The sequence below is a fragment of the Nocardia sp. NBC_00881 genome, from assembly GCF_045207455.1.
Taxonomy (GTDB): Bacteria; Actinomycetota; Actinomycetes; order Mycobacteriales; family Mycobacteriaceae; genus Nocardia.
On record NZ_CP108798.1, the window covers coordinates 2,692,882 to 2,711,475 of the forward strand.

The following is an 18,594-nucleotide window of genomic DNA, read 5'->3' on the forward strand; positions in this document are numbered from 1 at the left end:
GGCACATGGCGGCACGCCGGAAGGGTTCGATCCTGATCGTGTCCGAATCCGATGATCTGCACGGCTCCGCGATGGCGGCGACGTTACGAGAACACCACGGGCTCAGCCCTATTCAACTCGACCTACGCGATTTTCCGCGCGAGGCCGGCAGCTTCCGGCTCGACCGTCTCGGTACCGCGCGCTCGCTTTCACACCTGATGGGACTCGACGACGTCCAATCGGTCTGGTGGCGGCGCCCGCATCCGGCCCGGGTGCCCGCCGGGGTGCGTGTTTCGGACAACGACTTCCGACAGTCGGAATGCGACGGGTTCATCCAGGGTCTGCTCTGGTCGATCCCGGCCTACTGGGTCAACGATCCCGGCGCCGGCCGTACCGCGAGCCGCAAGATCGTGCAGCTGGAGACGGCGCTGCGGGCCGGGTTCACCGTGCCGGAGACGCTGATCACCAACGACCCGGAGGAGGCGCGCACCTTCGTCGAATCCCGACCGGGCCCGGTGGTTTACAAGCGTACCGGCACCAGCCGGGCCGAGTTCGCCGAGACGAGGATCATCACCCGAGACGATTTCGGCAGGCTCGCCGCGATCCGCTCGGCGCCGACCACCTTCCAGGACTACGTCGACGCCACCTGCGACCTGCGGGTGGTTTGGGTGGATGGTGTCGAATGGACTGTTCGCATCGACTCGCAAGCCGGTGTCGGCAAGGTCGACTCCCGCCTGGACACGTCGGTCGATTTCGTTCCCGACCACCTGCCCGCAGCGGTGAGCAAGTCGCTCGCGACGCTGATGGGGGCACTCGGACTGTCCTTCGGTGTCCTCGACATTCGGCTCGGCCGCGACGGCGAGTACTACTTCCTCGAGGTCAACCCGCAGGGCCAGTTCGCCTACCTGGAGATCAAGACCGGCCTGCCGATCTTCCGCAGCCTGGCCAATCTCCTGGTGGACGGCGACGGCATGGTGGCAGGCTACTGATTCCGGCGATAGCTCTGCAGCACCACACCCGACTTCGGGAAGGGAACGGCATCCACCAGCCGCAGCTGCCGCGGCGCGACCTCGTCGAACAGCCGACGGCCCGCGCCTAGCAGCACCGGAAAGACCAGCAGCCGAAGCTCATCCACTGCTTCGAGGCGGAGGAACTCCTGTGCAGTGCCCACACCGGCAAACACCACCACCGGCTTGCCCGGGTTGTTCTTCAGGGCCGCGACCTCGCCGGGCAGATCGGCGCCGATCCGGTGGGCGGGCTGCCACGGCAGCTCCAGGTCAGGCCGGTGCGACAGCACCAGTTTGGGCAGCTCGTTGACCAGCGGCGCGAGCAACGCGTCGCCGGGTGTCGCCGGATTCCGTTGCGCGTCCGGCCAGTACCCGGCGAGCAGCTCGTAGGACGTGCGCCCGAAGATCTGGGCGTCGACGCCGCCGAGCAGCTCGGCCAGATAGGCGTCCAGCCCGGGGTCGTCGACCTCGATCCAGTCCAGTGCGCCGTCCGGGCCGGCCGCGTAGCCGTCCAGTGTCACCATGATCTGCAGCAGCAGGGTCCGCACCGTGAGGTTCCTTCCGTCGGCAACGTGCTTCGACAATGCAGACGGCTCGCGGGACGCGAATTCATCGCGGTGCCGGCGAAAATCTCACCACCGACGCCGATTTGGCTTCCGCGAAGCTACTGCCTCTTGCGGCGATTTGCCCCGCCACGACTGCGGAGCTGCACATGCGACTCCACCAGCACATTATGGACGAAGCCATAGGAACGGCCGGTGGACCGCGCCAGTGACCGGATGCTCGCACCCGCCTCGTATTGCTTCTTCAGCTGGGTCTGTAGGCGGTCGCGTGACTTCCCGGTGACACGTGTGCCCTTGCCCAATGTGGCCTTGCCTTGTGTGGGTCTGTCGCTCATGGCTTCCTCCGAGTCGCCGAGCAGCGTCTTTCCAGGCTAAGCACTCAGCAGGCCATGATCAACGGGTTCGTGTGATGAAACTCACGCGAGCTGAATAAGTTCCAGGTATTCGGCCGACCAATGGTCTTCCGTCCCGTCCGGAAGCAGAATCACCCGTTCCGGAGACAGCGCCTCCGCTGCGCCGGGGTCGTGCGTCACCAGCACGACCGCGCCCGCGTAGGTGCGTAGGGCGTCCAGCACCTGCGCCCGCGATACCGGATCGAGGTTGTTCGTCGGCTCGTCCAGCAGCAGCACGTTCGCCGCCGAGGAGACCAGACCGGCCAGCGCAAGGCGGGTCTTCTCACCGCCCGACAAGGTGCCCGCGGGCTGCTCCAGCTGCGGACCGGAGAACATGAACGCACCGAGCAGCCCCCGCAGATCCTGCTCGCCGGCGTCCGGGGCGGCGTGGCGGATGTTCTCCCACACGGTGGCGTTGTCGTCCAAGGTGTCGTGCTCCTGGGCGAAGTACCCCACCTTCAGGCCGTGCCCGGGCACCAATGCGCCCGCGGTCGGCTGCTCCGCCCCGGCCAGCAGGCGCAGCAGTGTGGTCTTGCCCGCGCCGTTGAGCCCGAGCACCACGACCCGGCTCCCCCGGTCGATCGCCAGGTCGACGCCGGTGAAGATCTCCAGCGAGCCGTAGACCTTGGTCAGGTTCTCGGCCATCAGCGGCGTCTTGCCGCAGGGCGCGGGCTCTGGGAACTTGATCCTGGCAACCTTGTCCGCGACGCGCACATCGTCGAGTTCGGCCATCAGGCGGTCTGCGCGCTTGGCCATGTTCTGTGCCGCAGTGGCTTTAGTGGCCTTCGCGCCGAGCTTGGCCGCTTGCGCGCGCAGCGCGCTCGCCTTCTTCTCGGCGTTCGCGCGCTCGCGCCGACGGCGCTGTTCATCAGTGGCACGGGCGTCCAGGTACTTTTTCCAACCCATGTTGTAGACATCGGCCTCGCCGCGCACCGCGTCCAAGAACCACACCTTGTTGACCACGTCGGCGAGCAGCTCGACGTCGTGGCTGATCACAATCAGCCCGCCGTCATGGCTCTGCAGGAAGCCACGCAGCCAGGTGATCGAGTCGGCGTCGAGATGGTTGGTCGGTTCGTCCAGCAGCAGGATCGTGTCCGAGCGACCGCCACTGCCATCGGAGGCCGCGAACAGGATGCGGGCCAATTCGATTCGGCGGCGCTGACCGCCGGACAGGGTGCGCAATGCCTGGCCGAGCACCCGGTCGGGTAGGCCGAGGCTGTGGCAGATCCGCGCCGCCTCACTCTCGGCGACGTAGCCGCCGAGCGCGGAGAAGCGCTCCTCGAGCCTGCCGTACTTGCGGACTGCCTTCTCGCGCTCTTTCTCGTCGGCGACCTCGGCCATCAGCGCCTGCTGCTTCTCCATGTCGCGGATCAGCGTGTCCAGGCCGCGCGCGGACAGCACCCGGTCGCGGGCCAGCACGTCTAGGTTGCCCTCACGCGGGTCCTGCGGCAGATACCCGATATCGCTGGAACGCAGGATCTTTCCCGCGTACGGCTCGCCCTCACCGGCCAAGATACGCAGCGTGGTGGTCTTGCCGGCACCGTTGCGCCCAACCAGCCCGATCCGGTCGCCTGCCTGCACCCGCAGCGCCGGTCCTGGGGCCGACAGCAGGGTGCGGACGCCGGCCCGGACCTCCAGGTCGGTCGCGGTGATCACAAACTTCTCCTCGCGGATTGGTGGTGCTGGACGGTTGCTGCTCGATTGTGCGACCCGACGCGCACAGGAACCACCGATTTTACCCGGGACGAACGGCCGCCCCGCCACCCAGCCTCACGCATGTGACGGCAGTAACGGAATGGACCGACAGCTGCGCTAGCGTGCCATGGCATGAGTACTGATCTATTGGGCAAGAGCGCTCTGGTCACGGGGGCCAGCCGCGGCATCGGCAAGGCGGTGGCAGCGGAGCTGCTGAGCCGCGGCGCGAATGTGTTGATCACCGCGCGCAAGAAGGAACCGCTGGAGGAGGCGGCCACCGAGCTGCGCGGTTCGGGCCACCAAGGCCAAGTTGTCGCGCTCGCAGGCAACTCCGGCGTCGCGGAGGATCGGGCGGCGGCGGTCGAGCGCGCGGTCGCGGAGTTCGGTTCGCTGGACGTCCTGGTCAACAACACCGGTATCAACCCCGTGTTCGGCTCTTTGATGGAGGCCGACTTGGACGCGGTGCGCAAAATCTTCGACGTCAACGTGGTCGCGGCACTCGGTTATATCCAGGAGGCATTCAAGGCGTGGATGCGCGACCACGGCGGCGCCGTGGTCAACGTGGCCAGCGTGGCAGGCATCCGTTCCACCGGCGTCATCGCCGCCTATGGCGCGTCCAAGGCCGCACTGATCCGCCTTACCGACGAACTCGCCTGGCAGCTCGGACCGAATATCCGGGTGAACGCGGTCGCTCCGGGCGTGATCAAGACCAAGTTCGCCGACGCGCTGTACTCGGCCGACGAGGATCAGGCCGCGAGCGTGTACCCGATGAAGCGGCTCGGATCGCCGGAGGATGTGGCGCGTCTGATCGGGTTCCTGGTTTCGGATGAGGCCGCGTGGATCACCGGCGAGACGGTGCGGGTCGACGGCGGGCTGCTGTCCACCGGCGGACTGTAACGATCCGCCTGCACGCAGGCAACTGCCCTGCCGGCACGCCCAGCGCGTCGGCGTGCCTGCAGGGCAGAGATTTCTCGACCGCCTTGGCGTCGACCGCGCAGGCGGCGGTCACCGTGCCACCACCACATCCTTCCTCCTTGTCACTCCCGAGCGGCCATCCCGCCGGCCTTATCGACCGCGGGTCAGAGCCGGACGAGCTGGCGCCAGTCCGCTCGATCGGGTGTCCCGAGTGTGGATGCCCCCTCGATGCCGAATCGCCGGTACAGCTTGCGCAACGGTTCCGGCGCGTACCAGTTCCAATCGCCCAGCAACTCCATGGCCGCGGGCAGCAGGAATCCACGCACCAGGGTCGCGTCCACCAGCACCGCGAGCGGCAAGCCGATGCCGAACGCCTTCATGAAAGTGATGTCGGAGGCGAGGAAACCGAGGAACACCAGCGAGATCAGTACCGCCGCCGCCGTGACGATCCGGCCGATCCGTTCCAGTCCCGAGGTTATGGCCAGCGCATTGGATCTGGTGCGCCGATACTCCTCGCGGATGCGGGCCAGCAGGAACACCTGGTAGTCCATGGCGAGGCCGAACGCCACGCCGAACAACATGACCGGCACCGTCGGCGGCAGGTCATCGGTGACGGTGAAGCCGAGGAGCCCGGACAGGTGCCCGTCCTGGAAGCTCCAGACCAGCGCGCCGAAGGTCGCGGTCAAGCTCAGTACGCTGAGCACTACCGCGAGCAGCGGCAGCACCGCACTGCCGGTGAGCACGAACAGCACGACCAGCAAGATCGGCACGACGAAGGCGAGCGCGTACGGCAGCGCCGATATCACCGAGCCGATCGCGTCCGCGTTTGCCGCCGCCACGCCGCCGACCAAGACCGGTGTGGCGGCGGGTGTGGCACGAACGTCGCCCGCGATGCGGTCCAGCACAACGGGGTCAGTGGTGTCCGGAACCACCGCGAGGTAGGCAGCGTTCACCGCGCGAAAGCGATCATTGGCCGGGGTGGGTGCGGCGAGCAGGCCACCGTGGCTGTAGCTACCGGTGGCGGTATCGACCCGGTGAACGTTCTCGATCTTCGACAACTTCCTGGCGTAGGCGTCCAACCCCGCTGCGCTGTAAGCGCTCTCGGGCAGTACGGCGAACAGCCCGTTCTGCTCGGTGGCGGCGAAATCACGCTGGATCGTCTCGGTGATCTGGCGGTTGTTCATCGACTCCGGCAGCGAACGTTCGTCGGGGAAGCCGAGATTCACACCGAGGAACGGCGCGCCGAGCACGAGCAGCAGCCCGATGACCGCGACGCCGATGGGCACCGGCCGCATCATCACGAACCGGGCGAGGCGATGCCAGGCGCCCTCGCCCGCGGCGGGCCGCGCGGCGCGCAGGAACCACCACAGCCGGCCGCTGTCGATCCTGGTGCCGAGCAGGAACAGGATCGCGGGCAGCACCGTCAACGCGACTGTCGCCGCGATCACCGCGACCGCGAGCCCCGCGTACCCCATGGACCGCACGGCAGGCAGTGGGAAGAACAGCAGACCCGACAGCGCGACCGCGACGGTGACAGCCGAGAACACGACGGTGCGGCCCGCCGAGCGCATCGTCTCGACCACCGCGGCCGCGGGCTGCTGCCCGGCGACCAGTTCGTCGCGGTATCGGCTGATGATCAGGAGGCTGTAGTCGATCGCGAGGCCGAGCCCGAGCAGGGTGGCGACGTCGGTCGCGCTCGCCGCGAGATCGGTGACGCTCGCGATCAGCGACAACGCGCCCGCGGTGATCAGCACTGTGGCCATGGCGACGGCCAGCGGCAGGCTGGCTGCCACCAGACCGCCGAAGACAAGCAGCAACGCGACCAGCGTGAGCGGGAAGGCAATGGACTCGCCGAGGACGACATCCTTCTGGCTCTGTTCCACCGTCTCGTGCAGCAGCATCGCGTAGCCGCCGACCCGTACCTCGAGCGGGCCGTGCGTGCCGCCGAACCGTTTGGCGAGATCACCGACACGCTTCTGGACTTCCGCTTCCTCACCGAGGACGCCGGCCATGATCAGGCCCCTGGTGCCGTCGGTGCTGCGTAACCCGGGTGACTTGTCGGTCCAGTACGAGGTGACGCCTGCGACGCCTGCCGCGGACGTCAGCTCGGTGACCAGCTTCGTCGCGGCGGTGGCAGAGGCTTCGTCGTCCACCGAGTCGCGCGTCTGCACCAGCAGCGCGAAGTTCGGGGTGGCCTGGCCGAACGTTTCGCGGAGGACCGTTGCCGCCTGGCTCGATTCGCTGCCAGGGTCGATGTAGCCCCCGCCCTGCATCTTGTCGAACAATGTCACGCTGAGCGTGCCCATCACCAGCGCGAGTACCGCGAACCCGCCCAGGATCCACCGGCTGCGCCGCCTGGTCAGCTCGAACACTGCGTTTCCCCTAACTCGTTCCACCGCACCGTCCTCGGACTCGCGCGGTGTCGCCGGTTCGCCCAACCTGCCCGGCGGACCACGACAGCACACCGGTACGCCGAACACCTCCTGCTCCTCGACACCGGGCCGGGTGCGTGCGCCAGCGCCCAGGAATCCTAGCAACGCGGGCGAAATCCCAGTGGGCGAGAACATATTCCGCGCGATGCCGACGGACGGAAGGTATCCCTTCGAGTAACGCGATCCGTTGTCCACCGCTGGTGAACCGGCGGGTCGGGGTTCCCGAGTCATTGCGGACGAGAGCCGAACGGCGATTTCGAACGCCAGAGACCCGTCCGCAAGCTCGCTCGTTCACCGTTTCCGACAGGGCGGCGCCCGCGTCGGCTCGGCGGGAGGTCGGACCGACCTCGCCCGCGGCTGATTCCCGCGCCGGTAGGGCTATGAGCTCCGCTCGCACAGCACGGAGCCGAACACCTGCGGGAGCGCCCGTCGGAGCGAACGCGGCGGCTAAGCTCCGACCACCGAGCGAGCGAAAGGGGCGGACCAGACATGCACCGAGGCGCAACCCGCACGGCGCGAGCGGGCCACGGCACGGCGTGACGCCGGACCTCGTCGTCTGCGGGCTCGGCCCGGCCGGTCGCGCCCTCGCGCACCGCGGCCTGGAGCACGGACTCACGGTCACCGTCGTCGATCCCCTGCCGGACCGCCCGTGGACGGCCACCTACGCGGCGTGGGCCGACGAGCTGCCGGACTGGCTTGCCCCGGAGGTCGTCGCCGCGACGGTGCGTCGGCCGATGGCTTGGGGAGTTCGCGCGCACCACCTCGACCGCGCATATGTCGTGCTGGACACCGCGCGGCTGCGCGACTCCCTGCGCCTGGCCGGTGCACGGGTGATCGCGGACCGGGCGGTGGACATCGCACGCGACAGCGTGACCCTCGCGTCGGGCACACCGCTCACGGCCGGACTGGTGATCGATGCGCGTGGTGTCGCCCGCTCCCCCACGCGTGCCGAGCAGACCGCCTACGGGCTGATCCTGGACGCTGAGCGTTGCGTGGGCCTGGAGCCGCTGTTCATGGATTGGCGCCCCGACCACGGCGCACCGCCCGACGCGCCGCGCTCGTTTCTCTACGCGGTACCGCTGGGCGGCGGTCGGATGCTGCTGGAGGAGACCTGTCTGGCCGGACGGCCGGCGCTCGCGGGCGTCGAGCTGCGTAAGCGCCTGCGTCATCGACTACGCTCCCGCGGAATCCGGCTCACCGGTACAGAGCCGGTCGAGCGGGTTCGCTTCCCGGTGCAGGGCGGACGGCCGAACCACCACGCGTTCGGGGCGGCGGGCGGTTTCCTGCATCCCGCCACCGGCTACAGTGTCGCCGCCGCGCTGGCCGCGGCCGATACGGTGGCGGCGGGTCAGGACGTGTGGCCAACCTCCGCGCGAGCGGTCTACCATTTGCGCGCCGCCGGATTGCGGGCACTGCTGGCCCTGCCGCCCACGGATATCCCACTGTTCTTCGACACGTTCTTCACCCTGTCTCCGGCCGCGCAACGCGCGTATCTCTCAGGTCGCACCGACCTGAACGGCACCCTTGCGGCGATGCGCTCGCTGTTCACGGCCCTGCCCTGGCCGCTGCGACGGCGCGTCGCCGCCGCGACACTCGGGATTCCGGTTCACTCGCGCGGTTCGTAGGGGTTCGGCGATGATGGAAGGCATGAGATCGATCTGGAAGGGCTCGATCGCATTCGGGCTGGTGAACGTCCCGGTGAAGGTGTACACGGCCACCGAGGACCACGACATCCGATTCCATCAGGTGCACGCCAAGGATGGAGGCCGGATCAAGTACGACCGTGTCTGCACTGTGTGCGGTCAATCCATCCAGTACGCCGATATCGACAAGGCCTACGAGTCGCCCGACGGCGACAAGGTCATCCTGAACGACGAGGACTTCGCGAAACTTCCCGCGGCGGAGAAGCACGAGATCCCGGTGCTGCAGTTCGTGCCATCCGATCAGATCGAGCCGATCCTCTTCGACAAGAGCTACTACCTGGAACCGGATTCCAGCACGCCGAAGGCATACGTATTGCTGGCCAGGACGCTGGAGCAGGTCGACCGCACGGCGCTGGTGCACTTCACGCTTCGCCAAAAGACCAGGCTCGGGGCATTACGCGTCCGCGAGGGCATCTTGGTGCTGCAGACGCTGCTGTGGCCGGACGAAGTCCGCGCCGTCGACTTCGAATCCTTGGACGGCGTCGCCGAACCGCGGCCGCAAGAGATCAAGATGGCCGAGACGCTGGTCGAGGCCATGTCCGACGACTTCGCCCCGGACCAGTTCACCGACGAGTACCAGATCGAGCTGAAGCGCCTGCTCGACGACGCGATCGCCAGCGGCACCGGAAAGGTGCCCGAGCAGCCCGAGGCTGTGCCCAGCGCGATGGACGCCGAGGTGGTCGACCTCGTCGCCGCGTTGCAGCGCAGCCTAGAGGCGAGTGGACGCCGTTCCGCGGGCGCCGAGACCCCCGAAAAGGGCGAGCCGAAGAAGGCGGCGAAGAAGACCGCGTCCAAGAGCGCCGCATCGAAGAGCGCGACGAAGAAGGCGCCCGCGAAGAAGACCGCCAAGAAGTCCGCGGCCCGCAAGGGCGCGTGACCTTGCGGGCCGAATCCCGTTGGTCGCCGGAGCCGACGCGGAGCTCGGCCGGGCCGCGAAGCGCACGCTGATCCACCGGAGACGGCCACCGGCGCACCACGTCAGAACATGCCGTGCGGGATCAGGTCCGGATCCGGCACCGGCTGCAGCACATCCCAGTGCTCGGTAATCTTTCCGTCGACCAGTCGCCAGAGGTCGACGACGGCGACGCCGCGCGGATCGTCCTCCGGAATCATGTGGTAGTGCACGACGGCGTACTCGTCATCGGTGATGACGCGTTTCACGTCGATCCGAGCCTTCGCGACCGGGGAGCCGGCCACGAACTCGATGAACGGGTCTCGGCCCGAGGGGTTTCCGGGACTGTGCTCGCGGAAGTCCTCGTGCAGCGCCGCCCGCAGGACCTCGAGGTTGCCCTCAGCGAACTGCGCGAGAGCGTGCAAGACGAGATTCTTGTTTCGGATGGCGGGGGTGTCGTTTGTCATGCCGTCACGGTCGCAGCCGGGGCCGCGCACTGTCGATTACCAGGCATGTAATGGCGGCTCGGTCGCCCATGCGGCGATACTGGCGCAGTGAACCACAATCGCCCAGTCGGCGAACAGTTGCGTGAATGGCGAAGGCGGCGCGGGCTCAGCCAGCTCGAGCTGTCGTTGCGCGCGGGCACGTCGGCTCGGCATGTCAGCTTCGTCGAAACCGGCCGCACCGTCCCGAGTCCGCCGATGCTGGAGCGGCTGGCCGAACAGCTGCACATTCCGCTGCGCGACCGTAATCAGCTACTGGTGGCGGCCGGGCATGCGCCTGCCTACCGGCACACGCCGCTGAACGACCCGGATCTCGCCAACGCGCGCGCAGCCGTGCGCCGGGTGCTCTCCGGCCATGAGCCATATCCGGCGCTGGCGGTCGACCGCCGCTGGAACCTCTTGTTTGCCAACGCGGCCGCCCGAATCTTCCTGGACGGCGTCGATCCCGCACTGCGTGAGCCCCGTGTGAACCTTATGCGGATCGGCCTGCACCCCAAGGGTTTCGCGGCACGCCTCGACAATCTCGACCAGGTGCGCGCCTTTCTGCTCCCTCGGCTGGCCCGCCAGGCGGCGCAGAACGGAGACCCCGAGCTCGGCGCGCTGTACGACGAACTGAGCGCGTATGCGCCCACCGAGCCCGTCCGCCTCGACCGAGCCGACATCGCACTGACGATCCGCATTCGGCACGGGGACGCGCAATTGTGCTTCTTCAACACCATCACAATATTCGGTGCGGCGTTCGACGTGACACTCGATGAGATCGCCGTCGAAGCTTATTTTCCCGCGGACCGATCGACATCCGACTATCTGCATGCTCTGGCGCGCGACATGTCCGCGACGGCGCCCGGGTAGCTTTCCATCGGGGCAGTCGGCACCTCAGCCCAGCGCCGCGCGGGCCTGGCCTTCCTCGAAGAACTCCAGCAGTGCGGCCACGGTGTTCACCCCGTCGCGGGGACGCAGCGCCCCGAACGGGGCGTTCCAGAAATCACCGGTGCACGGTGTCGATGGCCCAACGTAGGCGTACGGACCTGGGTGAGCCTCATCGCCGGGCGACACACCATAGTTGACGTCGGTGACGGTGCTCGCCAGATCGAAGTGCTCCGGCCACAGTACCGGCGACACATCCGGCGCCAGACAGCGTAAAGCCCTGCCCCCCAGCACAAACCACTCTTCGATCAGCCCGGCCGCCGAGATGTCCACCTCGAGCGGCGCATCGGGGTCGGCGCCGGTCGTTTCCGCGTACGCCCCCTCCGGCGCTCCCGGTTCGAAGCCCGCCGCCTGTGCGACCTCTCGGAAAGTCCCCTGTAGTCGCACTCGCCCTTCCGGCCACGCCAGTTCGGTGCCGATGACCGAGAACGGCCACCGCACGCCGCCGAATCCCCCCTGCACGATCCGCAGCCGGATGGTGCCGAACTCTCGATACTGCGGGCCCGCGATCAACAATTCCGCCGTGGCATGCAGCGCCTGCCGGGACCGCACGTACGTCTTCTCGTCCACTCCCGCATCATCGCCGCTGCGGACACCGGGCCGCATGCGTTTCGCCCGACTGCTGGTCCAGCCACCGCACGCAACCGGCACCAGCCCGCCCGCGGCAGACGACGACCATCCGTAACCAAGCCGCCCGCTGAGTGAAGGAACCCGACGGACCAATCGGTAGCTCATCGCATCAAGAAATGCCCGCATGGCGAATATGCCGCTACCGTCTGCGAGTGATACGCGCCACCACCACCGGACGACCTCGCCAGCTTGCGTGAGCGGGTCGGTGGACGTCGGTGGACGAGTACGAGGAGGCCACCGACCTCAATCGTCGAGGTGCTTACGCAAGGCGTCGAACCGGCCGTCCCAGTCGCGGGCCAGCGCAGCCAGAAACTGTTGTGCCACTTGCATCGGAGCTGAGCGAAGCCGGTATCGGACCCGGCGACGCTCACCCGGTTCGGCCATGACGAGGCCCGCATCCGCCAGCAGGGCGAGGTGTTTGGCGATCGCTTGCCGAGTAATCGGCAAGCGATCGGCCAGATCCGTTGCCGTGGCCGGGCCGCCCGCTGCCAGCGCGGCGAGGATGCCACGCCTGCTCGGATCGGCCAGGGCGATGAACACCTGTTCGGCGATCGCCTCGATGTCAGGCGGCATTGAGGTATTCGACCAGTTCACCCAGCTCGTTCGCCCAACCATCGGTATTGCCGTCGAACGCCTCGCGGTAGTCGTCCGCCGGCAACTGGGCAAAGCCGGATTCCACCATGGTGAGCCGAGTCCCCGCGTCTACCGGTTCCAAGGTGAATTCAACATAGGTGCGGCGCGGGTCGTCGTCCGGCAGACCATGGATATGCCAGGTGAAGCCGAATACCGACGGCTTCTCGACCCGCTCGATGCGCATATCGGCCTTGTGGCCGTTCTTCCATGTCATCTGCGCGGCGCCGCCGGGACGCAAGTCGATCGCCGCCGCGTGACCGAACCAAGTGCCGAGGCCTTCGGCCGTTGTCAACGCGGTCCACACTGTGGCCGGCGGGTGCGCGAGCTCGACCGTCCGCACAATCTGGTCGGGAAATCCCATGACAGCCTCCAACGAGTAGCAACCATTAAGTTGCTACTCACATTATTGCAACCGATCGGTTGCGTCAAGCGAAGCTCCAAGACGGCCACAGGCCGATTCCGGCATCAGCCACGGAGTACCGGTCGATCCCAGCTGAGATGTCGGCCCGTCGCCGATACCGGCGACCGCCGATGCCACCAGGGCCTACCGGCGGCGAGGAGGTGGCGCCGGCACCGAGTGGTGCATCGGATGGGTCATCACCATCGCCGGGGCCGCGGCCTCGACTCAGCCCGCCGACCAGCCGCCGTCGACCGGGACGATCGCGCCATTCACATTGGACGCGGCATCGGAGGCCAGGAAGACGGCGACGGCGGCCATCTGTTCGGGCTGGGCGATGCTCTGATTGAGCGAGATGATCGGCTGCAGCCGGGCTACGCCCGCCGGGTCGAAGTTCGCCGCCTCGGCGGCCACGCCGGTGAGGGTGGGGCCGGGCAGGATGGCGTTGCAGCGGATGCCTTCGTTGGCGTAGGCCCACGCCACATTCTTGGTGATGCCGACGACGCCATGTTTGGAAGCGGTGTAGGCGATCCCCGCGGCACCGCCGCGGATACCGGCCTCGGAGGCGGTATTGACGATCACGCCGCTACCTTTGGCGAGCATATGCGGCACGACCGCATGGGTGACCAGGAAGGTTCCGGTCAGATTGATACGCAACACCCGGTCCCACACCTCGATCGGAGTGTCGGCTGGCAGCGCCATGGTATCGAGCACACCGGCGTTGTTGCACAGCACGTCGACGCGGCCGAAGATGCCGAGCGTACGCCGTACCAGGTCGTTGACGGATGCCTGTTCCGAGATGTCAACGCGAACGGCGATGGCCGCGTCGCCGATCTCGGCGGCGGCCTTCTCGGCATTGCCCAGGTCGATGTCGGCGGCCACCACGCGCGCTCCGATGGCGGCGAAGGCCTGGGCCATCGCGCGCCCGATGCCGGACCCGGCCCCGGTAATCAATGCGACTCGACTGTCGCTGTCCGTGCTGCTCATGGCGATCCTTTCGATTCGGGTCATCCGGCACAACGTGCGGGCCACTCGCAACCGGACAACACTGTCCGGTTTAACGACAGTCTGCGTGACAGGTCACGCCGAGTCAACTGCGACGGCCAGAAGGCCCTATCGAAGGAGTCCGGCACTATCGCGCCGATGCGCAGCTGCGACGCACCTGGCCGGCCGCGGGTGAGATGGACTTCGAGGTCGGTCCAAACTCTTCGCGGAACCGCGCCGCCAGCTCCGCCGGCGTCGCTTGTAGACGTCAGAATGATCTGCCGCGGGCCGGCGCAAACGGCGGGTCACGCTCGTGGCGGCACTATCACCGCCGGCGCGCAAGAGATCCAGTTCTTCGACAACTGGCTGGCCCGAAAAGTTTTGCGCCGCTGAGCAATCAGGGAACGTGTGGCCCAACGGTGGCCTCGGACACCGGTTTCCGGACCGTTACCCGGCTGTCGCCGTGCAGGCCGTCAGACGGACACTCGCGGCGCGGGGCACCGCGCTGCCCAGATCCGGGAAGGGCGGGGCACTGGGGCCGAGGACCTCGATGGCGCGGCGTTCAGCTTCGGCGCGGGTAGCGGCCCAGGCCCAGCCGAAGCGGCCGTCGGCGCCCCTGACCACCGACCCGCAGGCGTTCCAGAATTGCACGACCGCCCGACAGTCGCGGATTCCGCACTGGGCGCGCGCCGCGTTCTCCGCCGCCGCGGCGTCCGGATAGTTCACCGCCGACGCGACGGCTCCGGTGCTCGACGACAGAGCAAGCGCGCCATAGTAATTCCCGGCCGCATGCGCTTCCCCCGCGACGCTCCCGGCCAAGGCGCAGGTGGCAGCGGACGCCACCACGACGCCGAGGGCAGCCTTGCGCGGCAATGACATGTGTTTCTCCCCGTGTCGAACCGACTCCGGGCTCAGATGATCGTCCAGCTCACCCGATTTGTCCAACTTTCGGCGGGTCGGCCAAGGCCGCCGCGAGCCCCGGGTTCACATTCATCCGCGAGTAACGGCCTCTGCACGGGCTCGGCGCCGGCGGGCGGCGGCGACACGGCGACCGATCACACCGTGATGCGGTGCGAACAAGTAGACGACAGTGAACGCGACCCCTTGCGCGACCACAACCATCGCGCCCGAGGCGGTGTCGAGGTGGTAGCTCAGGTAAAGGCCCACCACCGCACAGCACACCGATACGGTGGGGGCAATCACCAGCATGCGGCTGAATCGGTCGGTGAGCAGGTATGCGGTCGCGCCCGGGATGATCAGCATGGCGACCACGAGGACGACACCGACGGCCTGCAACGCCACCACGGAGGTGAGCGCGAGCAGGCCGAGCAATGCGGTGCCGAGCAACCGAGGGTTGAGCCCGATCGCGTGGGCGTGGGTGGGGTCGAAGGCATAGAGGGTGAAGTCGCGGCGTTTGAGCGCCAGCGCGGCGAGGGTGACCACAGCCAGAACGACGATCTGGATCACGTCGGCACGGCTGACGCCGAGCAGGTTGCCGAAGACGATGTGGTTGAGGTCGGTCTGGCTCGGCGTCACCGACACCAGCACCAACCCGAACGCGAACAACGTGGTGAACACGATGCCGATTGCCGCGTCCTCCTTGACCCGGCTGGTATCGCGGACCACCCCGATCAGCGCAACCGCCAGGAAACCGAAAACTATCGCGCCCACCGCGAACGGCACCCCGAGGATGTACGCGAGCACGACTCCCGGCAGAACCGCGTGGGAGACCGCGTCGCCCATCAGTGACCAGCCGATCAGCACCAGCCAGCAGGACAGGACCGCGCATACGGTGGCGGCCGTCACGGTGGTGACCAGCGCCCGCACCATGAACTCGTAACTCAGTGGAGCTACGAAGAATTCGGTCAGGTTCATCTGTCTCACACCCGGTTCATGACATCGAGACCGAAGGCCCTGGCCATGTTCTCCGGCTGGAGCACGAAGTCGGGGTCGCCGTGTTCGAGGACACTGCGCATGAGCAGCACCGCCTCGTCGGCCAGACCTGGCAGCGCGTGCAAATCATGAGTGGACACCAGGATCGTGGCCCCGCCGTCTGCGAGTTCGCGCAGCAGTGTGGTGATGGTGGCCTCCGAGCGCTTGTCGACGCCGGCGAACGGCTCGTCGAGGAGCAGGATCGTCGCACCTTGCGCGAGGCCACGAGCCACGAAGGCTCGCTTCCTCTGGCCGCCGGACAGTTGCCCGATCTGCCGGTCGGCGAGGTCTGTGAGCTCCACTCGCTCCAAAGCCGCGGCAACCGCCGCGCGATCGCCGCGGCGGGGGCGGCGGGTGAAGCCCATCTGCCCGTAGCGGCCGGTCATCACGACGTCATAGACCGAGAGGGGGAAACTCCAGTCGACATCCTCGGCTTGCGGCACGTAGCCGAGGGCGCCCGCGCGACGGGCCTCGAGCGGCGCCCTACCGTTGATCAGCACGCTCCCCCGGTCGGGCTTGACCAGGCCCATGACGGTCTTGAACAAGGTTGATTTGCCGGATCCGTTCATCCCGATCAAGCCGCAGACCCGCCCTTGCGCCAAGGTCAGGTCGACCCGATCCAGCGCGAGGACGTCACCGTAGTGGACGGTGACATCGCGGACCTCGACGGCGGGCGTGTTCACCGGCGTGTGCCTGTCAGCGCGGAACCGATGCTGTCGGCGTCGTGCCGGATCAGTGCCAGATACGTGGGTACCGGACCGTCGGCCTCCGAGAGCGAATCGACGTACAGCACACCGCCGAATGCGGTGCCGGTGGCTTCGACCACTCGCTGCATCGGGGCATCGGACACGGTGGATTCACAGAACACAGCGGGCACCCTGTGCTGGCGGACGAAGTCGATCGCCGAAGCGATCTGCTGCGGCGTGGCCTGCTGCTCGGCATTGACCGCCCAGATGTACTTCTCGCTCAGACCGGCGTCGCGTGCCAGGTAGGAGAATGCGCCCTCGCAGGACACCAGAGCGCGCTGATCCGGCGGCAGCGCATTGAGCGTCCCGACCAACTCGTCGTGCTCTTTGCGCAGCTCGGTCTTGTAGGTTTCGCCGTTGGCCCGGAAGTCGGCGGCGTGAGCTGGATCGAGTTCGCCGAACGCACGCACCATGTTGTCGACATAGATCAGCACGTTCAGCGGCGACATCCACGCATGCGGATTCGGCTTCCCCCGGTAGGCGTCCTCGCCGATGGCGATCGGCGCGACCCCCTCGCTGACCACAACGTGCGGCACCTTCACGTCAGACACGAACTGGGCGAACCACGCCTCCAGGTTCATGCCGTTGTCCAGAATCAGGTCGGCCTTCGATGCCTTCTTGATGTCGCCAGGAGTCGGCTCGTAGCCGTGGATCTCCGCGCCCGCCTTGGTGATCGACTCGACCGCCAAGTGCTCGCCGGCCACATTCTGCGCGATATCGGCCAGCACTGTGAACGTGGTCAACACCACCGGCCGACCATCCCCGCCTGCGCTGCCACCGCTACAAGAGGTCAAGGCAAAGCCCAAAGCGCACGCGGTAATTGCTGCGGAGAACAGGCGTACCCGACGAGAAAACATGCGTTGGAGTCCAACCTTCATCAACGGACGATTTCGTATAGCCTAACTTATGAGTTAGCGCTGCGAAACTATCGCGGAGACGGTCCGAGCGCCACCGATCCACGGGACCACCGACCGAAGCGTACGTTCATCGCTCCCCTTCAGGCCGACAAGTGAACCGGCTCGGCGTCGAACGGCCCCTCGCTCACCGTGACCGGCAAGTCGCACACCCCGAAGACGTGCTTGCGCGACATGCACCAGCCGAGGGTCCCCATTTCAAAGCCGCTATGGACCAACTACCGCAGGCACTTCGGTCAACCCGAAGATCATCAGCCAGACCATCGACGACACCGACTGGTCCGACATGGGTGAGATGACTGTCGGATAAAACGGCGGAACCGATCCTTCCGGCGCAGGCTCGACTTTGCGATTTCCGGTCCCCGCGGCTGCTTCGATTGCTCACATTCGATGATCGGCACCTGCCCGGATGGAATGCGCGTCATCGTGTCCCGTCCTGCCGATCGGTCGTGTTGCCGAGGCCCTCACCGGTCGATGGCGGCGACGGAGACTTCGATTCTGGTGTCGTGCTTGTCCTCGGTCCAGCGTTGTGCGTCGTAAAGCCACCACCGGTCGATATCGAGGCGATAAAACCGGCGGGGACCATCGGCGCGGAATTCGTCGAGCGGCAGCATCCACTCGGCACGGATCCCGGGATCGGGGAAGTTCGATTCGTAGTAGTGGTCGTAGTAGGCGGGCAGTTCCTCGGCGGTGACTTCGTGGCACTCGCCGGTGAACTGGGCACCGTCGATAGGTATGCCCGACGGGGCATCGGAGCCGGTCAGCCCGGTCCGGAAAATCGAGCCCGCGACCAGCGGCCAGCTGGCGATATTCATCGAATGCCGGGCGACACGCAGCGAATACCACAGCAGCCGCAGCGGCTGGTTCAGCACGACGTAGTTGACGGTGGACGACCAAGGACCGGCAGGTCCACTGGTGGCGAGGGTGACGAATCGAGCCTGATCGAGCAGGACACGGCTGCGCAGCGCGAGAGCCGCCACGTCCGATCCCCGTCCGGGTTGCTCGGGTGTGGGTAGCGGGATGGGAATCATCGGGTCGGTGAGGATCCGGGCGTCGAGGATTTCGTACCACTCGTCCTGATCGGTCCGCCGTTTCTCCCATTCCGGATCCCTGGACCGAGCGCTGATTTCGCGACGGTAGCGACCCCATTCGGCTTCATCGGCGAAAGTGACGTGATGCTCGAGGCAATGCACATCGTCACCGACGGTCACCGTGTACCACCGGGTGCCGAGCACCATGTCCAGGTCGGCATAGAACCAGAGCTGGCGGTCTGCGATCCACTGCCAGAACGCTGCCAGATCTGCGCGGGCCTTTACGGTCGGTCGAAACCGGTAGACCAGGTGCAGCATT

The 18,594-nt window shown here is 67.1% G+C and carries 19 protein-coding genes and 1 pseudogene; 6 read left to right on the top strand and 14 right to left on the bottom strand.

Annotated elements, in window-relative coordinates; translation table 11 throughout:
- Positions 1 to 38: 38 nt before the first annotated feature.
- Entirely contained in the window at positions 39 to 968 is a 930-nt protein-coding gene (locus tag OH799_RS10480; protein ID WP_406278562.1) for a hypothetical protein, read from the top strand.
- Here the strand turns inward: OH799_RS10480 and OH799_RS10485 are convergent.
- The 3 genes from OH799_RS10485 to OH799_RS10495 all read right to left on the bottom strand — a co-directional run bounded on the left by OH799_RS10485 (position 962) and on the right by OH799_RS10495 (position 3,597).
- A complete protein-coding gene (locus tag OH799_RS10485) occupies positions 962 to 1,534 on the bottom strand; it encodes a dihydrofolate reductase family protein (protein WP_406278565.1) in 573 nt (190 codons plus the stop codon). The genes OH799_RS10480 and OH799_RS10485 overlap by 7 nt on opposite strands.
- A 116-nt stretch (positions 1,535 to 1,650) precedes the next feature.
- The gene (locus OH799_RS10490) at positions 1,651 to 1,884 is read right to left on the bottom strand and encodes a helix-turn-helix domain-containing protein (RefSeq protein WP_357261623.1); all 234 of its coding nucleotides are present in this window, start codon (positions 1,882 to 1,884) and stop codon (positions 1,651 to 1,653) included.
- Between the two features lie 81 nt (positions 1,885 to 1,965).
- A complete protein-coding gene (locus OH799_RS10495; protein WP_406278569.1) occupies positions 1,966 to 3,597 on the bottom strand; it encodes an ABC-F family ATP-binding cassette domain-containing protein in 1,632 nt (543 codons plus the stop codon).
- A gap of 171 nt (positions 3,598 to 3,768) precedes the next feature.
- Here OH799_RS10495 and OH799_RS10500 point away from each other — a divergent pair, with 171 nt between their 5' ends.
- The gene (locus OH799_RS10500; protein WP_406278572.1) at positions 3,769 to 4,533 is read left to right on the top strand and encodes an SDR family oxidoreductase; all 765 of its coding nucleotides are present in this window, start codon (positions 3,769 to 3,771) and stop codon (positions 4,531 to 4,533) included.
- Positions 4,534 to 4,715: 182 nt separating this feature from the next.
- Here the strand turns inward: OH799_RS10500 and OH799_RS10505 are convergent, their stop codons facing one another.
- Entirely contained in the window at positions 4,716 to 7,118 is a 2,403-nt protein-coding gene (locus OH799_RS10505) for an MMPL family transporter (protein ID WP_406278575.1), read from the bottom strand.
- Between the two features lie 401 nt (positions 7,119 to 7,519).
- On the opposite strand from OH799_RS10505, the gene OH799_RS10510 reads away from it, so the two are divergent.
- Together OH799_RS10510 and OH799_RS10515 are read left to right on the top strand one after the other, a co-directional pair.
- The gene (locus OH799_RS10510; RefSeq protein ID WP_406278578.1) at positions 7,520 to 8,608 is read left to right on the top strand and encodes a lycopene cyclase family protein; all 1,089 of its coding nucleotides are present in this window, start codon (positions 7,520 to 7,522) and stop codon (positions 8,606 to 8,608) included.
- A gap of 22 nt (positions 8,609 to 8,630) precedes the next feature.
- Positions 8,631 to 9,563, top strand: a complete 933-nt coding sequence (locus tag OH799_RS10515; RefSeq protein WP_406278581.1) for a Ku protein — start codon at positions 8,631 to 8,633, stop codon at positions 9,561 to 9,563.
- 101 nt (positions 9,564 to 9,664) lie between these two features.
- Here OH799_RS10515 and OH799_RS10520 read toward each other — a convergent pair whose 3' ends face one another.
- Positions 9,665 to 10,045, bottom strand: coding sequence for a nuclear transport factor 2 family protein (locus tag OH799_RS10520; RefSeq protein ID WP_406278584.1), 381 nt, complete (start codon positions 10,043 to 10,045; stop codon positions 9,665 to 9,667).
- Positions 10,046 to 10,132: 87 nt separating this feature from the next.
- Between OH799_RS10520 and OH799_RS10525 the strand changes: the two genes are divergently transcribed.
- On the top strand, positions 10,133 to 10,933 hold the full coding sequence (locus OH799_RS10525; protein ID WP_406278587.1) for a helix-turn-helix domain-containing protein: 801 nt from the start codon (positions 10,133 to 10,135) through the stop codon (positions 10,931 to 10,933).
- A 24-nt stretch (positions 10,934 to 10,957) separates the two neighbouring features.
- Here the strand turns inward: OH799_RS10525 and OH799_RS10530 are convergent, their stop codons facing one another.
- The 8 genes from OH799_RS10530 to OH799_RS10565 form a co-directional block, all read right to left on the bottom strand.
- Positions 10,958 to 11,578: a hypothetical protein gene (locus OH799_RS10530; RefSeq protein ID WP_406278590.1), complete on the bottom strand. Its 621-nt coding sequence runs from the start codon at positions 11,576 to 11,578 to the stop codon at positions 10,958 to 10,960.
- Positions 11,579 to 11,881: 303 nt separating this feature from the next.
- Positions 11,882 to 12,211: a metalloregulator ArsR/SmtB family transcription factor gene (locus tag OH799_RS10535; protein WP_357261599.1), complete on the bottom strand. Its 330-nt coding sequence runs from the start codon at positions 12,209 to 12,211 to the stop codon at positions 11,882 to 11,884.
- Positions 12,201 to 12,632 (bottom strand): SRPBCC domain-containing protein, encoded by a 432-nt coding sequence (locus tag OH799_RS10540; RefSeq protein WP_406278594.1) that lies wholly within the window; start codon positions 12,630 to 12,632, stop codon positions 12,201 to 12,203. The genes OH799_RS10535 and OH799_RS10540 overlap by 11 nt, the downstream gene beginning before the upstream one ends.
- Positions 12,633 to 12,896: 264 nt before the next feature.
- Positions 12,897 to 13,679, bottom strand: a complete 783-nt coding sequence (locus OH799_RS10545; protein ID WP_406278597.1) for an SDR family NAD(P)-dependent oxidoreductase — start codon at positions 13,677 to 13,679, stop codon at positions 12,897 to 12,899.
- Between the two features lie 420 nt (positions 13,680 to 14,099).
- Entirely contained in the window at positions 14,100 to 14,531 is a 432-nt protein-coding gene (locus OH799_RS10550) for a DUF4189 domain-containing protein (RefSeq protein WP_357261590.1), read from the bottom strand.
- Between the two features lie 111 nt (positions 14,532 to 14,642).
- Positions 14,643 to 15,527 (bottom strand): metal ABC transporter permease, encoded by an 885-nt coding sequence (locus tag OH799_RS10555; RefSeq protein WP_406278602.1) that lies wholly within the window; start codon positions 15,525 to 15,527, stop codon positions 14,643 to 14,645.
- A 5-nt stretch (positions 15,528 to 15,532) separates the two neighbouring features.
- Positions 15,533 to 16,267, bottom strand: a complete 735-nt coding sequence (locus tag OH799_RS10560) for a metal ABC transporter ATP-binding protein (protein ID WP_406278605.1) — start codon at positions 16,265 to 16,267, stop codon at positions 15,533 to 15,535.
- Positions 16,264 to 17,208, bottom strand: coding sequence for a metal ABC transporter substrate-binding protein (locus tag OH799_RS10565; protein WP_406278608.1), 945 nt, complete (start codon positions 17,206 to 17,208; stop codon positions 16,264 to 16,266). Before OH799_RS10565 ends, OH799_RS10560 begins: the two co-directional genes overlap by 4 nt.
- Positions 17,209 to 17,438: 230 nt before the next feature.
- Here OH799_RS10565 and OH799_RS10570 point away from each other — a divergent pair.
- Positions 17,439 to 17,554 (top strand): annotated as a pseudogene (locus tag OH799_RS10570) (antibiotic biosynthesis monooxygenase); the annotation flags it as partial.
- 154 nt (positions 17,555 to 17,708) lie between these two features.
- On the opposite strand, the gene OH799_RS10575 reads toward OH799_RS10570, so the two are convergent.
- The gene (locus OH799_RS10575; RefSeq protein WP_406278611.1) at positions 17,709 to 18,593 is read right to left on the bottom strand and encodes a hypothetical protein; all 885 of its coding nucleotides are present in this window, start codon (positions 18,591 to 18,593) and stop codon (positions 17,709 to 17,711) included.
- Position 18,594 lies beyond the last annotated feature (1 nt).

Bases quoted from the DNA above. Each gene is read 5' to 3' on its own strand.
- OH799_RS10490 (WP_357261623.1), bottom strand. From the start codon at position 1,884: ATGAGCGACAGACCCACACAAGGCAAGGCCACATTGGGCAAGGGCACA.
- OH799_RS10500 (WP_406278572.1), top strand. From the start codon at position 3,769: ATGAGTACTGATCTATTGGGCAAGAGCGCTCTGGTCACGGGGGCCAGC.
- OH799_RS10505 (WP_406278575.1), bottom strand. From the start codon at position 7,118: ATGTTCTCGCCCACTGGGATTTCGCCCGCGTTGCTAGGATTCCTGGGC.
- OH799_RS10515 (WP_406278581.1), top strand. From the start codon at position 8,631: ATGAGATCGATCTGGAAGGGCTCGATCGCATTCGGGCTGGTGAACGTC.
- OH799_RS10520 (WP_406278584.1), bottom strand. From the start codon at position 10,045: ATGACAAACGACACCCCCGCCATCCGAAACAAGAATCTCGTCTTGCAC.
- OH799_RS10535 (WP_357261599.1), bottom strand. From the start codon at position 12,211: ATGCCGCCTGACATCGAGGCGATCGCCGAACAGGTGTTCATCGCCCTG.
- OH799_RS10540 (WP_406278594.1), bottom strand. From the start codon at position 12,632: ATGGGATTTCCCGACCAGATTGTGCGGACGGTCGAGCTCGCGCACCCG.
- OH799_RS10545 (WP_406278597.1), bottom strand. From the start codon at position 13,679: ATGACCCGAATCGAAAGGATCGCCATGAGCAGCACGGACAGCGACAGT.
- OH799_RS10550 (WP_357261590.1), bottom strand. From the start codon at position 14,531: ATGTCATTGCCGCGCAAGGCTGCCCTCGGCGTCGTGGTGGCGTCCGCT.
- OH799_RS10555 (WP_406278602.1), bottom strand. From the start codon at position 15,527: ATGAACCTGACCGAATTCTTCGTAGCTCCACTGAGTTACGAGTTCATG.
- OH799_RS10565 (WP_406278608.1), bottom strand. From the start codon at position 17,208: ATGAAGGTTGGACTCCAACGCATGTTTTCTCGTCGGGTACGCCTGTTC.
- OH799_RS10575 (WP_406278611.1), bottom strand. From the start codon at position 18,593: ATGCTGCACCTGGTCTACCGGTTTCGACCGACCGTAAAGGCCCGCGCA.